General features: G+C 62.8%; 11 protein-coding genes. 9 read left to right on the forward strand and 2 right to left on the reverse strand.

What is annotated here, in order from left to right; genetic code table 11:
* Positions 1-57 precede the first annotated feature (57 nt).
* From AC0IYN_RS26990 to AC0IYN_RS27025, 8 genes are all read left to right on the forward strand, one after another.
* Entirely contained in the window at positions 58-1,116 is a 1,059-nt protein-coding gene (locus tag AC0IYN_RS26990) for an ABC transporter substrate-binding protein (RefSeq protein ID WP_078048243.1), read from the forward strand.
* Positions 1,117-1,439: 323 nt separating this feature from the next.
* Positions 1,440-3,680: a TonB-dependent receptor gene (locus AC0IYN_RS26995; protein WP_406599211.1), complete on the forward strand. Its 2,241-nt coding sequence runs from the start codon at positions 1,440-1,442 to the stop codon at positions 3,678-3,680.
* 139 nt (positions 3,681-3,819) lie between these two features.
* Positions 3,820-6,285: a TonB-dependent receptor plug domain-containing protein gene (locus AC0IYN_RS27000; RefSeq protein ID WP_406599210.1), complete on the forward strand. Its 2,466-nt coding sequence runs from the start codon at positions 3,820-3,822 to the stop codon at positions 6,283-6,285.
* 203 nt (positions 6,286-6,488) lie between these two features.
* Positions 6,489-7,241, forward strand: a complete 753-nt coding sequence (locus AC0IYN_RS27005; RefSeq protein WP_252994102.1) for an ABC transporter permease — start codon at positions 6,489-6,491, stop codon at positions 7,239-7,241.
* A gap of 10 nt (positions 7,242-7,251) precedes the next feature.
* Positions 7,252-8,013: an ABC transporter permease gene (locus tag AC0IYN_RS27010; RefSeq protein ID WP_252994101.1), complete on the forward strand. Its 762-nt coding sequence runs from the start codon at positions 7,252-7,254 to the stop codon at positions 8,011-8,013.
* Positions 8,014-8,024: 11 nt separating this feature from the next.
* Positions 8,025-8,804, forward strand: a complete 780-nt coding sequence (locus AC0IYN_RS27015; RefSeq protein ID WP_406599209.1) for an ABC transporter ATP-binding protein — start codon at positions 8,025-8,027, stop codon at positions 8,802-8,804.
* A 70-nt stretch (positions 8,805-8,874) separates the two neighbouring features.
* The gene (locus AC0IYN_RS27020) at positions 8,875-9,840 is read left to right on the forward strand and encodes a threo-3-hydroxy-L-aspartate ammonia-lyase (RefSeq protein WP_471844152.1); all 966 of its coding nucleotides are present in this window, start codon (positions 8,875-8,877) and stop codon (positions 9,838-9,840) included.
* Positions 9,837-10,217 (forward strand): RidA family protein, encoded by a 381-nt coding sequence (locus AC0IYN_RS27025; protein WP_078048236.1) that lies wholly within the window; start codon positions 9,837-9,839, stop codon positions 10,215-10,217. Before AC0IYN_RS27020 ends, AC0IYN_RS27025 begins: the two co-directional genes overlap by 4 nt.
* Here AC0IYN_RS27025 and AC0IYN_RS27030 read toward each other — a convergent pair.
* Positions 10,205-10,831 (reverse strand): helix-turn-helix transcriptional regulator, encoded by a 627-nt coding sequence (locus AC0IYN_RS27030; RefSeq protein WP_471844154.1) that lies wholly within the window; start codon positions 10,829-10,831, stop codon positions 10,205-10,207. The two genes, AC0IYN_RS27025 and AC0IYN_RS27030, sit on opposite strands and share 13 nt — an antisense overlap.
* 70 nt (positions 10,832-10,901) lie before the next feature.
* On the opposite strand from AC0IYN_RS27030, the gene AC0IYN_RS27035 reads away from it, so the two are divergent.
* The gene (locus AC0IYN_RS27035) at positions 10,902-11,999 is read left to right on the forward strand and encodes a DSD1 family PLP-dependent enzyme (protein ID WP_471844156.1); all 1,098 of its coding nucleotides are present in this window, start codon (positions 10,902-10,904) and stop codon (positions 11,997-11,999) included.
* Between the two features lie 216 nt (positions 12,000-12,215).
* Here AC0IYN_RS27035 and AC0IYN_RS27040 read toward each other — a convergent pair whose 3' ends face one another.
* A complete protein-coding gene (locus tag AC0IYN_RS27040) occupies positions 12,216-13,829 on the reverse strand; it encodes a GMC family oxidoreductase (protein ID WP_471844157.1) in 1,614 nt (537 codons plus the stop codon).
* Between the last annotated feature and the right edge of the window lie 16 nt (positions 13,830-13,845).

A 13,845-nucleotide genomic window follows, 5' to 3' on the forward strand; every position in this document is an offset into this window, starting at 1 on the left:
CATCGCCGGCACGCCGGGCGCCTACAGACGGCTTCATGGATTTGAACGAAGAATTTTATGAGCAAACCACTCGATACTCTCTGGTACACCCACAGCCCGGTCCCCACCGGGCTTGGCATCGCGGTGCAATCCGGGCGACTGGCCGAAGCCTTCCTGCCTTACGGCACCAATATCCAATCGCTGCGCGAATCCACCGAGCGGGAAGTACGCGAAGCCCACTATGACCATCACCTGCAGAATTCGGTGCGCCACGGCGGCAATATCCCGGCAATCTGGGCCTATGCCAGCGGTGTCGAAACCCGCGTGCTGGGGCTGTCGTGGAGCGATGAAGTGCAACTGATCCTGACCACCGCCGAAAGCGGTGTGAAGAGCGTGCGCGACCTGAAAAACCGGCGCTTCGGCCTGCCGAAATGGGCCAACGTGCAGATCGACTTCACCCGCGCCCAGGCCCTGCGCGGGCTCGAAAACGCGCTCAAGCTCGAAGGCCTGGAAGTCGCCGATGTGGAACTGGTGGACTACCCCTACGGCGGCACCTACAGCGACAACCAGACCTCCTACGTGTATGGCCCGGAGGTCAGCCTGGGCGTGAGCCGTTTCAGCCGGCGCAACAACGAACTGATCGGCCTGTTGCGCGGCGACATCGACGCGATCTTCCTCAAGGGTGCGCATGCCGTGCACCTGGCCAACGAGTTCGGCCTGCATGTGGTGGTCGACACCGGCTCCCACCCGGACCCGCTGATCCGCTCCAACAATGGCACGCCGCGCACCCTCACGGTGGACACCCACCTGCTGACGGAGCATTTCGACGCCAGCGTGAAGATCGTCGACACCGTGCTGCGCACCGAGCAATGGGCCTGGGCCAACCCGGACGAGACCCGGCGCTTCCTCGCCAAGGAACTCAATACCAGCGAGTACTGGGTCACGGCGGCGTATGGCGAAGATGCCCACAGGCGTCTGCGCACCACCCTCGACTCACGCTCGATTGATGCACTGCAGGATTTCACCGACTTCCTGTTCCGCTGGCACTTCATCCCCCGACGCTTCGATGTACGCGACTGGATCGACTTCAGCGTGCTGGAAAAAGTCATCGGCTCCACCTCCCGCGTTGCCGTTTAACCCTGGCATCACACACCCCCCCTTGTAGGAGCCCGGCTGGCCGGCGATGGCGTTTTCGAGACCGCCAACGCCGGCCAGCCGGGTGCCTGCCATGTTGGCCAGGCAACACCTCCCCTGCTGCTCCAGCAGCACCCTCCAAGCACTTTTTGCTGATTGCTCCACAGGCCTGTTCAAAGGCCTTTTTTCGGCGGGTTATTTTCGCCACAGCGCATTTTAATATCATTTAATTTCAATGACTTGCAAGATTGTATCAACCCTGAAATCCCGTTGGCACGATCTCTGCTCTACCGCCTTCAAGGACACATTTTCCGGGGGAGACTGCAATGCATAACATCAATCCAATCACCAAGGGCTTGTGGCTCGCTTTGCTGGTTGCCGGTGGCGCCCAAGCCGCTGACGAAGACACCAGCAAAACCGAGCCGTCACTCAAGACCGTGACCGTCACCGCACAACACCGCGAGCAAACCCTTCAAGAGGTTCCGGTGGCGGTTTCGGCGGTCCAGGGCACTAATATCGTCGCCGATGGCGTGCGCAACATGGGCGATATCACCACCTTCATTCCCAACGCCTCGGCCAAGAACCCTGACGGCGACGGCCGCCCGCGCTGGTACATCCGTGGCCTGGGCACCGGCGATACCGGCGCCGCCACGGTTTACCCAGTGGGCATCTATGCCGATGACGTGTACCTGAACGCGCCGATTGCCGGTGGCGGTCCGCTCTGGGACCTGGAGCGCATCGAAATCCTGCGCGGCCCGCAAGGCACGCTGTATGGCAAGAACACCACGGCTGGCGCGGTGAATATCATCTCGAAGAAGCCGACTTTCGACACCGACGGCTTCGGCACGATTGGCTTTGGCAGCAAGAACGAACGCATCCTCAGCGGCGCCTTGGGTGGCGCGCTGGTGGATGAAAAACTCGCGGCGCGAATCTCGCTGTATTCCGAGGAGCGCGATGGTTTCCAGAAAAACCTGGTGGACGATCACACCTACGGCGATGTGAACAAGAAGGCCGTGCGCCTGCAGTTTTTTGCCCAGCTCAACGACGACCTGGATGCGCTGTGGAAGATCCACAGCCGCGAGTTCAAAGGTGATGGCGCCAATGGCGCGCTGACCCTGGGACGCTATTACAACGTGGGCTACCAGCGCCCGCTGGGGCGTAATATCGCGTTGAACGTCAAGGACGATTCCAAGCTCGACCACGACGGCACGTCGCTGACCCTCAATTGGCACCTGGGCGACTACACGCTGACGTCCATCAGTGCCTATGACTACATTCGCGGCCAGTCCAGCAGCGATGCCGACTACACGCCGTACGAGGTCAACGGCACCTCCACCGCCGACAACAAATACACCCAATACTCCCAGGAAATCCGCCTGGCCTCGCCCCAGCAGGAAACCCTGCGCTGGCTGGCGGGCGCTCACTATTTCCACGAAGACCTGGACAGCACTGCCGGGCGCTTCATCCAGCCAGGCCCGACACCCAATGGCACCGGTTCCAACCAGATCAACGGCGCCACGGATTTCCGTGACCTGAGCTACGACCACAAGACCGACAGCTACGCGTTGTTCGGCAACCTGACCTACGACTTCACTGACAATTTCAGCGTCACCGGTGGCCTGCGCTGGACCCAGGAAAAGAAAGACATCGACCTCAGCCTCACCCAGCTGACCCGCGCCACCGCCAACGGCCCGTTGATCCCGCTGGGCGGCGTCGGTACCAACGGCAACCGTCAGGAAGACAAGACTTGGGAAGCCTGGACCTACGACCTGACCCCGGAATACCGTATCAACGACAACGTGCGTGTGTTCTTCCGCTACGCCCATGGCTTCCGTTCGGGCGGGTTCAACACCGGGCTGTCCACCAGCCTGTCGCAGTTGACCACGGTGGACCCGGAGCAACTCGATGCCTATGAGTTCGGGGTGAAATCCGAGTGGTTCAACCATCGCCTGACCGCCAACGCGAACATCTTCTACTACGACTACTCCGACATTCAGGTGAACCTGCTGACGGTCAACAACGGTGTGCTGACCACCGCGTTGACCAATGGGGCCAAGGGCAAGGTCAAGGGCGCCGAACTGGAGCTTGAAGGCCAGCCGACCGACTACCTGCACCTGCGCGCAGCGATCTCGTTCCTCGACACCGAATACACCGACTTCAAGAACATCAACCCCAGCACCGGTGCGGTTACCGGTGACTACAGCGGCAACAGCTTCGTGCGTTCGCCGCGCAACGTGGTGTCCCTGGGTGGCGACTACACCATCCCATTGGAAATCGGCGGCAAGCTGGTGGCCGGTGCCGACGTGAGCTTCCGTGACAAGGAATACTTCCTCGCCGACCGCCAGAGCAGCGCCGACAAGGACCTGAGCCAACCGCACTACACCTTGGCCAACAGTCGCCTGACCTGGTACAGCCCGGACGAAAAACTCAGCGTCACCGGTTTCGTCAATAACCTCACCGACCGCCGCTACCAGGTGCATGGCCGGCCAAACGGTGGCCTGGGCCAATACGTGATCACCTACGGCGACCCACGCACCGTGGGCCTGAGCGTGACCAGCCGCTTCTAACCTCTAATTCCCACCACCACCCACTGTAGGCGTCCGGCTTGCCGGCGATGAGGCACTGAAGCCATACATCGCCCATCCGGACGCCATCGCCGGCATACCGGTCGCCTACACGTTTGGTGGTTTCTGAAAGGACCTAGTTATGTTCCAACGCACTCCGTTGGCCGGCGCCATCGCGCTGGTCATGGGCAGCCTTGCCGTGCCTGCCTTTGGCGCAGACGACAACCAGCCCACCGCCAAAAACGATCACCTCGACACCGTGGTGGTCCTCGGCACCCGTCGCAGCGACCTGACCGCCTTGCAAAGCGCGGCACCGGTGGACGTGCTCTCTGGCGAGCAATTGCAGCAGACCGGCGCCACCGACCTGTCCGGCGCACTCACCGCGCTGTCACCGTCGTTCAACTTCCCGCAGTCGCCCCAGGGAGCGTTTGCTGGCTCCATCGCCCAGGGCGCCTCGTTGCGGGGCCTGGCCTCTGACCAGGTGCTGGTGCTGGTCAACGGCAAGCGCCGCCACAGCAGCGCCAACATCACCCGCCAAAGCCTGGTGAACGGGCGTGGTGCCGCGGCGGTGGATTTAAGCTTGATCCCACTCAGCGCCATCCAGCGCGTCGAGATCCTGCGCGACGGCGCCGCCGCGCAATATGGCTCCGACGCCATCGCCGGGGTGATCAACATTGTGCTCAAGGAAAACGACGACGGCGGTAACCTCGGCTACCGCTTCGGCGGCTATGACAAAGGCGATGGCATCCAGCGCAAACTCAGCGGCTGGAAAGGTTTCGCGCTGCCCAACGACGGTTTCCTCACCCTCAGTTTCGATGCCGGCAGCCAGGACCCGGCCAGCGACACCAACCCCGACAACCGGATCTTTTACCCCGGCGACACCAGCGTGAACACGCCGCGCGAGCAGAACAACCGCTACCGCACCTGGCGCTGGGGCGCGGGCAATGTCTCGGACCAGTACAACGTCGTCGCCAACAGCGAAATCGGGATCGGCGAGGGCCTGACCGCCTACGGCTTCGCCACCTACGCCCACAAGAATACCGACGCCGAAGGTTTCTTCGACCCGCCCACGACCCTGCGCAACAACTACGGCAGCAATGCGTTGGCGCGCTACCCGGACGGCCGCTTGCCGATCACCCGCTACGGGCTGGAAGACTATGCCGTCACCGGCGGCTTGCGCTTCGAGAACGAGCAACTGGGCAAATTCGACCTGGCGTTGAACCATGGCAACAACACGCTCAAGTCCAACGACCGCAACGCGATCAACCCCAGCTACGGCGCCAACAGCCCGTCGAGCATCTACACCGGCAAACGCGAAAATGACCAGACCAACCTGACCCTGGACTGGGTGCGCGACTTCCCCACCGACCTGCTGTTCAAGCCGCTGACCCTGTCGGCCGGCCTGGCCTGGCGCAAGGAGAACTACCAGTTGAGCGCGGGCGAAGCCGCCGGTTGGCAGAACGGGCCGCTGTTCAACACGGTTGACCCGATCACCGGACGACGTGTGCCCGGCTACTACTCGGGCATCACCCAGGTGGACGCGGCGTCCCTGGACCGCAAGGTGCTGGGCGCCTACATCGATGTGGAAGGCCAGATCACCGAGAAATTCCAGGCCGGCGTGGCCGTGCGCACCGAGCACTATTCGGACTTCGGCGACACCACCAACGGCAAGCTCTCGCTGCGTTATGACTTCACCCCGCAGATCGCCGCGCGGGCCACGGCCAGCACCGGCTATCGCGCGCCATCGCTGGTGCAGAGCGGCATGTCGTCGTTCAGTGTGCAGGTGGTGGAGCAGCCGCCAGGCAGCGGCAACTACGTCGAGGTGCAGCAACGCACGCTGCGCGCCAACAGCCCGGAAGCCCAGGCACTCGGTGGCAAGGCGCTCAAGCCGGAGGAGTCGACCAACTATTCCCTGGGACTGGTGTGGCGCCCGCTGGAAAACGCCTCGGTGACGGTGGACGCCTATCGCATCAACATCGACAACCGCATCACCCTCTCCGACCAGTTGCCCGCCAGCGTAGTCACGCCGATCTTCGCCGGCACGCCCTACGCCAACATCCAAAGCGCGGCGTTCTACACCAACGTCGCCGACACCCGCACCGATGGCATCGAGTTGACCGGCAACTACCAGTGGGACCTGCAGCGCTGGGGCCGCCTGAACCTGAGCAGTGGCTTTGCCAAGAACAACACCACCATCACCGGCCTGCGCGATGTGGGCAACATCAAGGGCTCGCAAATTGTCGGGCGCAACACCCAGGGGCTGATCGAGGATGGCACGCCGGACTCCAAGCTGACCCTGAGCGCCAACTGGCTGTATGAAAACTGGGGCGTCACCGTGGCCCAGCGCCGGTATGGCGAATGGAAAAGCCTCAACGCCACCAACCCCAGCCTGGACCAGACCTACAGCCCGCAATGGGTCACCGACCTGGATGTGTCATACACCTTCTACAAGGGCGTGAAGGTGTCGGTGGGCGCGATCAACCTGTTCGACACGCATCCGGACAAGGCCGATGGCGCGCAGTTGTACGGCGTGCCGAAGTACTCGATCACCAGCCCGGAGGGTGCGCAGGGGGCGTTCTACTACACCAGTGTGAGCTACGACTTCTGAGGGGATTGCTGAATGAGTGCTGCTGTAGCAGCACCCATTCACCATTTCTGTGATTCCCCCCTGTAGGAGCCCGGCTTGCCGGCGATGGCGTCCTCTGTTTATGCACCCGTCTCGGGGCCTCATCGCCGGCAAGCCGGGCTCCTACGGTTTGTGGCACATGTCTTGCGATAGCTGCCAGGTACTTAGCCCAATTAAGACCTGCCATGCGCCTCCTTCGACTACTCTCCTGGCTTATCTCGCCCCTCGCCCTGCTCGCCACCTGGGCGCTGGTGGCCCATCTCGGCATCTTCCCGCGCAACCTGCTGGTGCCTCCGGCCCAGGTGTTGCAAACCTTTGAAGAGCTGCTCGCCAGCGGCGAACTGCTCGACCACCTGGGCAATAGCCTGTCGCGCCTCGGCCTGGGGTTTGGCATCGGCTCGTTGTGTGGCCTGGCGTTCGGCGTGCTGATGGCCACGTCAAAGAGCGTGGAGGTGTATTGCGGGCCGCTGTTCCATACCTTGCGGCAGATCCCCAGCATCGCGCTGATCCCGATGTTCGTGCTGCTGTTCGGCATCGATGAAACCTTCAAGATCATCATCGTCGCCAAGACCGCGTTCTTCCCGGTGGCCTTGGCGGCGGGTGAAGGTGTGCGTGGCATCCCGCGCAGTTATTTCGAAGTGGCCGACGTTTACCGCCTGCGCTGGCCGACCTTTGTGCGCCTGGTGGCGCTGCCCGCCGCCGCGCCGCCGATCATCACCGGTTTTCGCATCAGCCTGACCCGCGCCTGGGTGGTGCTGGTCGCCACCGAACTGCTGGCGGCCGACAGCGGCCTGGGCCAGATGATCGAGATGGCCCGGCAGATGCTGCGTATCGATGTGGTGATGGTTGGCGTGGTGGTCACGGGCGTGATCGGCTTTGCCCTCGACTACGGGTTTCGTCGCCTCGAACAACACCTCTTCCGCTGGCAGACCCGCTAGGAGCCTTGCGATGTTGTCTCTATTGAAAAAAGCCCGGGGCCTGTTGCTGCCGTTGCTGCTGGTGCTTGCCTGGGAATACGCCTCGCGCCAGGACGCCGCCGGCGCTTACGCCTTTGTACCATTGTCGGCGATTGGCACCGCGTTGCTGGAAATGCTCGGCAACGGCGAACTGCTGGTCAACCTGCTCGCCAGCCTGGCGCGCACCAGCAGCGGCCTGGTGCTGGGCATTCTGTTCGGCGTGACGCTGGGGGTGCTGATGGCGCTGTCCAGCGTGGCGAACCGCCTGATCGGCCCACTGTTCCACTCGATTCGCCAGGTGCCGATGCTCGGCTGGATCCCGTTGATTGCCATGTGGTTCGGCAACGGCGAGTTTTCCAAGGTGTTGATCGTCACCCTTGCGGCGTTTTACCCGATGGTGCTCAACACCTACCAGGGCTTCAGCCATGTGGAGCGGCGCTACCGTGAAGTCGGCCAGGTGCTGGCGCTGACGCCCCTGCAGCAGTTCACCCAGGTACTGCTGCCGGCAGCGCTGCCGAGTATCGCCACCGGGGTGTTGCACGCGCTGGCATTTGCCTGGGTCACGGCCATCGGCAGTGAACTGTTCCTGTCTTCCGGGGCGGGACTGGGCAACCTGATGATGAACGCCGAAGCCGGCTCGCGTATGGAGGTGATCGTGCTCAGCGTGCTGTGCATCGGTTTGCTCGGTTACCTGATGACCCTGTTGTTCACCCGTTTGAGCCGCCACTTGCTGCGCTGGCGCAACCTCCGTTGAAAGGCCCCGCTATGAATGCAATCGCTTACCCCACTCATGTGCACACCGGCGCCCTGCAGATCAGGGGCCTGAACAAGGCTTACCGGATCGAAGGCCGCGACCTGCCGGTATTGCAGAATATTCACCTGGATGTGCGCCCTGGCGAGTTTGTCAGCATCGTGGGCGCCAGCGGCTGCGGAAAATCCACCTTGCTGCGCCTGATTGTCGGGCTGGAGGCCGAGTACGAGGGCGACATTCTGCTGGACGGCAAACGCATCGCGGCCACCAGCCTGGAACGTGGCATCGTATTCCAGGACCATCGCCTGTTCCCGTGGATGACCGTCAGCCAGAACATCGCCCTGGCGCTTAAAAACTACACGCTGCCCCAGGCCGAGAAGGATCGCCAGGTGGTCGAACATATCGCATTGGTCAACCTCAGCGGCTTTGAGCATGCCTACCCGCACCAGCTCTCCGGCGGCATGGCACAACGCGCAGCCATTGCCAGGGCGCTGATCAACAAACCCAAGGTGCTGTTACTGGATGAGCCGCTGGGCGCCCTGGACGCCTTGACCCGCGTGCACCTGCAACGCGAGCTGCAGCGCATCTGGGTGCAGCAGCGGTGCACGGTGATCATGGTCACTCACGATATCGAAGAGGCGCTGTACCTCGGTGACCGGGTGATTGTGATGGACGCGCACCCCGGGCGGATCAAGCATGAAATCCGCGTCGACCTGCCCCACCCTCGGGACCGCGCCTCGCCGGTATTGCAGGGCTACAAAGAGAAATTGCTTGAGGAACTGGTGGGTCACTGAACCCAGGCAGATCTTTACAACTTGTCTTGTTATGGATATTTTATCCAGAACAAGACAACGAGGTCCGCCCATGCCATCGCCCGTTTACCCAGACGTCATCGACGCCGCGCAACGCCTGGAAGGCATTGCCCACCCGACGCCGGTGTTCACGTCGCGCACCCTCGACGCGCTGACCGGCGCCCAGGTATTCATCAAATGTGAAAACCTGCAACGCACCGGTTCATTCAAATTCCGCGGTGCCTTCAACGCGCTGTCGCGCTTCGACGAGCAGCAGCGCAAGGCCGGGGTGGTAGCGTTTTCGTCCGGCAACCATGCCCAGGGTATTGCGCTGGCGGCGCAATTGCTGGGCATACCGGCGACCATCGTGATGCCCACCGATGCGCCGGCTGCCAAGGTCGCCGCCACCCGTGACTATGGCGCCCGCGTGGTGCTGTATGACCGCTTTACCGAAGACCGCGAGCAGATCGGCCGCGACCTGGCCACTGAACACGGCCTGACGCTGATCCCACCCTACGACCATCCGCACATCCTCGCCGGGCAAGGCACGGCCGCCAAGGAGTTGCTGGAATTCACCGGTCCGCTGGATGCCTTGTTCGTCGGTCTAGGCGGTGGCGGCATGCTCTCGGGCACTGCGCTGAGCACCCGTGCCCTGGCACCCGACTGCCTGCTCTACGGCGTGGAGCCGCAAGCCGGCAATGACGGCCAGCGCTCATTTCGCAGCGGCAGCATCGTACACATCGACACACCCGCCACCATCGCCGACGGTGCCCAGACCCAACACTTGGGCAATTACACCTTCCCCATCATCCGCGACAAGGTCAACGACATCCTCACCGTGTCGGACGCCGAGCTGGTGGCGGCGATGAAGTTCTTCATGCAGCGCATGAAGATGGTGGTGGAACCCACCGGCTGCCTGGGCCTGGCGGCGCTGCTCAACGAAGGACAACGGTTCAAGGGCCAGCGGGTGGGGATTATCGTCACCGGCGGCAACGTCGATATCGCCAAGTACGCCGCGCTGCTCAGCGAGGCCTCATGAACATCATCCAGACTGCGGCTGCCGCACCACCTGCCGGGCACTATTCCCAGGCGATCGGCCACGCCGGCACGCTGTATATCTCCGGGCAATTGCCGGTGAGCCCGGATGGGCGGCATAACCTGGCGGCGCCGTTTGCCGAACAGGCCCAGGTCGCGCTGAATAATCTGTTGGAAATCCTGCGGGCCGCAGGCGGCAGGCCGGAGGACTTGGTGAAGGTCACGGTGTACGTCGCTGGCGTCGAGCACTGGCCCGCATTCGATGCGGTGTACGCCGCCGCACTGGGCAGCCACCGCCCTGCCCGTGCGGTGGTGCCGGTGCCCGAGTTGCACCACGGCTATCGGGTGGAGATTGAGGCGGTGGCGCGCTACTTGGCGTAGGTGTAGACCGCCGCACGCGATACACCCAGGTGCGAGGCCACGGTTTCCATGGCCCGGCGAATATCCAGGCAGCCCGAGTCTTTCAATTCCTGCATGAGCACACGCCGATCCGCCGTTTTCAGCGCGCGCGGCGTGGTCGCCAGGCGTGCGGCGAACTGGTCGATACGGGCGCGGATCACGTCGGCGCCCGAAGGGTCCAGGGACTCGATGAGCTTGTCGCCGCTGACCGAGCCGAACTGCTCCAGCATGCCCTGCAAGCCCCGGAACAATGAGAGATCGACGTTCATGCACAACGCCGCGACGTACTCGCCGCCGGCGCCCTTGATGCCGATCGACGTGCTCTTGACCTGGCGACCGTCACTGAACTGGTTCTGGTAATTGGCGATGACTTGCGGGTAATCCGGGTCGGCAATCCGCGCCAGGCCCAGTTCGGTGGTCGGGTCACCTGCGGTGCGCCCGGACAGGTTGTTATGGATGGCCAGGATCGAGTGCTGGGGGTCGCGCAAGTCGTGCAGCACCACTTCGCAGAAGGGGCTGAAGGTCTTGCTCAGGCCCTCGGCAATCTGTTCGAGCTGGCTGATCAAATGAGTATCGTCGGGAGAGGTGTTTTTCATGCAAGACAACATATCCAGTCCTGGACAGGGCGTCAATTTCAGCACTGTCCCCTCTTGTGGAGCCGCAACCTTGGACACGCCTGCCGCACTGATTGATACCGTGAAAATGCAGCGCAATATCCAGCGCATGCAACAGCGTGCCAACGGCCTGGGCGTGCAGTTGCGCCCCCATGTCAAAACCCACAAGTGCGCCGAAGTGGTGGCCGCCCAAATCGCCGCGGGCGCCAGCGGCATCACGGTGTCGACACTGAAAGAAGCCGAGTATTTTTTTGACCTGGGTATCACTGACATCCTCTATGCCGTGGCCATGGCCCCGCACAAACTGCCCCAGGCCCTGGCGCTGCGTCGCCGGGGTTGCGCCCTGACGCTGATCACCGACAGCCTCGCCGGCGCCCAGGCCATTGTCGATTTCGGTCGGGCGCATGGCGAAACCTTTGCGGTGATGATCGAGATTGATTGCGACGGCCATCGGTCCGGGGTCAAGCCACAGGATCCACGCCTGCTGGAGGTTGCCCGACTGCTGGGCGACAGCCTGGTCGGCGTGCTCACCCATGCCGGTGAGAGCTACGGGCTGGATACGCCTGAAGCCTTGCAAGCCATCGCCGAACTGGAGCGCGCACGCTGCGTTGAAGCGGCCGAGCGTATTCGCGCAGCCGGGATGGCGTGCGCCCAGGTCAGCGTCGGCTCCACGCCTACCGCGCTGTCGGCGGTGAGCCTGGAGGGCGTGACCGAGTTGCGTGCCGGCGTGTATGCGTTCTTCGATTTGGTGATGCACAACATCGGCGTATGCCGCCTCGACGAACTGGCCTTGAGCGTGCTGACCACCGTAATCGGCCATCAGCCGGAAAAAGGCTGGATCATCACGGATGCCGGCTGGATGGCCATGAGCCGGGATCGCGGTACGCAAGCGCAGAAAAACGACTTCAGCTACGGCCAGATCTGTGATGAGCGCGGAACGCCGATCCAGGGGTTGCTGTTGAACAGCGCCAATCAGGAGCATGGCGTGGCGCACGTCCAGGACCAGGACGTGGTCGCGCAATTTCCCTTGGGTACACGGCTGCGCATCCTGCCCAACCATGCGTGCGCCACCGGAACCCAGTTTGGGCATTACCACGCGTTTTTAGACAATGGCGACCAACAGGTGTGGGAACGCCTGCGCGGCTGGTGACGCACTTTAACGAAGACGTGGGGTATCAGGGCAAGCGCGGCGGTGTTGGGGTTTTTCGCCGGCAAGCCGGCTCCTACGGGGTGCGGGTTTCAGGTCTGAATGCGCGGGGTCTGGCCCGGCAGTTTCTGTAGGAGCCCGGCTTGCTGGCGATGGCGTGGTTAAGGTCAGCGCAGGAGTCGAAGGCGCCATCGCCGGCAAGCCGGGCTCCTACAAGCGTCAGTGGGCATCCTCCAGGATCAGGTCGGCACCCTTCTCTGCCACCATCAATACTGCCGCATGGGTATTGCCCGAGGTTACGTTGGGGAAGATCGATGCATCGACGATGCGCAGCCCCGCCAGCCCGTGCACCTTCAGGCGCTTGTCCACCACCGATACCTGCGGGTCCGAGCCCATGGCGCAGGAGCCGCACAGGTGGTAGATCGAGCCGCTGTTTTCGCGGAAGTATTGCAGCATCTGCTCATCGGTCTGCACCGCTTTGCCGGGCAATACCTCATCGACCGTGATGCTCTTGAGCGCCGGTGCCTGCATGATCTTGCGCATCAACCGGCTGCCCTGGATCACCTCGTCGATGTCCTTCTGGGTGCTCAGGTAGTTGGGGTCGATCAAAGCCGCGTCCCGTGGGTTCTTCGAGGCGATACGGATGGTGCCGCGGCTGGTCGGCCGGCAGGGGTTGAAGCACAGCAGGAAGCCGGAATACGGCTCGGGCTTGAGGCTGGCCTTGTTGTTTTTCGGGATCTGGTACGACAGCGGGTTGAAGTACAGCTGCAGGTTCGGGTCCTTCTGCTCATCGTTGCCGCGAAAGAACCCACCGGCCTGGTTGACGCTCATCGCCAGCGCGCCCTTGCGGGTCAGCAGGTACTTGAGGCCGAGTTTCAGTTGGCCGAACAACGAACTGAGCTCGTCATTCAACGTCGGGATATTGGCCTTGTAGTAGTAACTGGCGCACAGGTGGTCCTGAAGGTTTTCACCCACGGCCGGCAGGTGCTTGACCAGCGGGATGTTGTGCTCGGCCAACAGCTTCTGGTCGGCCACGCCGGACAGTTGCAGGATCTTCGGCGTGTCGACCGCGCCGGCACACAGGATCACTTCCTTGCGCGCGGTGAAGGTGCGGGCCACGCCGTGTTGGGTGACGGCAATGCCGGTGGCACGCTGCTGGTCGTCGAACAGCACGCGGTCCACCAAGGCGTGCAGCTCCACCGTCAGGTTCGGGCGCCCCAGCGCCGGGTGCAGGTGCGCAAAGCTGCTGGAACAGCGTTCGCCATTGCGGGTGTTGACGTCATACAGGCCCGCGCCTTCGAAGTTCGGGCCGTTGAAGTCATCGCTGTGGGCATAACCCAGTTGCTCGCAGCCCTTGAGGAACACGTCGCAGATCGGGTGGGTCTGGCCCTTCATCGGCGTAATGCTGATGGGACCGCTGCCGCCGTGGTACTCGGTATCGCCCAGCGGGTGGTTCTCCAGCTTGCGGAAGTACGGCAGCACGTCCTTGAAGCCCCAGCCGTCGTTGCCATTGGCAGCCCAGTCATTGAAGTCATGGGCCTGGCCGCGCACGTAGATCATCGCGTTGATCGAGCCCGAGCCGCCCTGCACTTTGCCGCGTGGCGCGTAGATCTTGCGGCCCGCCAACTGTTTTTGCGGCTGGCTGTAGTACATCCAGTTGAAGGTCGGGTTGTAATACATCTTGGCGAAACCGACCGGGATCTTGAACCACCAGGAACTGTCCTTGCCGCCGGCTTCCAGCAACAACACGGAGTGTTCGCCCGAGGCGGACAACCGGTTGGCGAGGATGCAGCCTGCGGCGCCAGCGCCGGCGATGATGTAGTCATATGTCATTCACGGTTACCGCATC

The organism is Pseudomonas sp. AC112, from assembly GCF_979253545.1.

Excerpts from the sequence above, each read along its gene's own strand:
- AC0IYN_RS27000 (WP_406599210.1), top strand. The coding sequence starts at position 3,820 with ATGTTCCAACGCACTCCGTTGGCCGGCGCCATCGCGCTGGTCATGGGC.
- AC0IYN_RS27025 (WP_078048236.1), top strand. The coding sequence starts at position 9,837 with ATGAACATCATCCAGACTGCGGCTGCCGCACCACCTGCCGGGCACTAT.
- AC0IYN_RS27005 (WP_252994102.1), top strand. The coding sequence starts at position 6,489 with ATGCGCCTCCTTCGACTACTCTCCTGGCTTATCTCGCCCCTCGCCCTG.
- AC0IYN_RS26995 (WP_406599211.1), top strand. The coding sequence starts at position 1,440 with ATGCATAACATCAATCCAATCACCAAGGGCTTGTGGCTCGCTTTGCTG.
- AC0IYN_RS27020 (WP_471844152.1), top strand. The coding sequence starts at position 8,875 with ATGCCATCGCCCGTTTACCCAGACGTCATCGACGCCGCGCAACGCCTG.
- AC0IYN_RS27010 (WP_252994101.1), top strand. The coding sequence starts at position 7,252 with ATGTTGTCTCTATTGAAAAAAGCCCGGGGCCTGTTGCTGCCGTTGCTG.
- AC0IYN_RS26990 (WP_078048243.1), top strand. The coding sequence starts at position 58 with ATGAGCAAACCACTCGATACTCTCTGGTACACCCACAGCCCGGTCCCC.
- AC0IYN_RS27015 (WP_406599209.1), top strand. The coding sequence starts at position 8,025 with ATGAATGCAATCGCTTACCCCACTCATGTGCACACCGGCGCCCTGCAG.
- AC0IYN_RS27030 (WP_471844154.1), bottom strand. The coding sequence starts at position 10,831 with ATGAAAAACACCTCTCCCGACGATACTCATTTGATCAGCCAGCTCGAA.
- AC0IYN_RS27040 (WP_471844157.1), bottom strand. The coding sequence starts at position 13,829 with ATGACATATGACTACATCATCGCCGGCGCTGGCGCCGCAGGCTGCATC.